The organism is Treponema endosymbiont of Eucomonympha sp. (assembly GCF_001028545.1).
The window spans coordinates 1-531 of sequence record NZ_BBPW01000496.1 but is presented as its reverse complement, the minus strand read 5'-3'; the positions used below and the strand labels follow the sequence as shown (position 1 = coordinate 531).

1 protein-coding gene is annotated in these 531 nt (G+C 54.4%); it reads right to left on the bottom strand.

The genetic code is table 11. From position 1 onward, the window contains the following. The coding region (locus AWU74_RS07755; RefSeq protein ID WP_162505054.1) for an MBL fold metallo-hydrolase at positions 1–431 on the bottom strand (431 nt) is incomplete at its 3' end. Positions 432–531: the final 100 nt, after the last annotated feature.

Below are 531 nucleotides of genomic sequence, written 5' to 3'. Positions count from 1 at the left end.
GAAGCGGTTTTACGGAACAGGCTTGCTTCGGGGACAAGTCTGTCGAGCGTATCCCCCTCGTTAAGCATAATATCGGCTTGTGGCAGGTTCATGAGCGCTGTTACAATGTGCCCGGTGCCAAGGTGCGCGGTGTAACCGCCCGATATGCCCGCACCGAAAATATTTTTGTCCGCCGGATGTATGCCGATCGGTATGCGCGGGAACGCTTTCCGAAGCGCTGACAGCCCCAATACGTGGTCAAAATGTCCATGAGTCAGCACCACAGCGATAGGTGTAAGCCCGCGTGACTGGAGCGCAGACACTACGGAAGAATCTCCTGGGTCGACGACCAGCACATTTTTTTCCGTACCGGGCGTGCAGCCGTTATCAAGCGTCACAAAATAGGTATTGGTGCTAATGTCGCTCGTAACGATTGCACTGATATCAATCATTTTCTTCCCGCGCTTCACTGTCCGCACTGGCACCGGATTCAGCAGCTGTTTCAGCCTTGCAGTCAGCAGCAGCGATTTCAGCGTCTGCAGCAACCTGCAC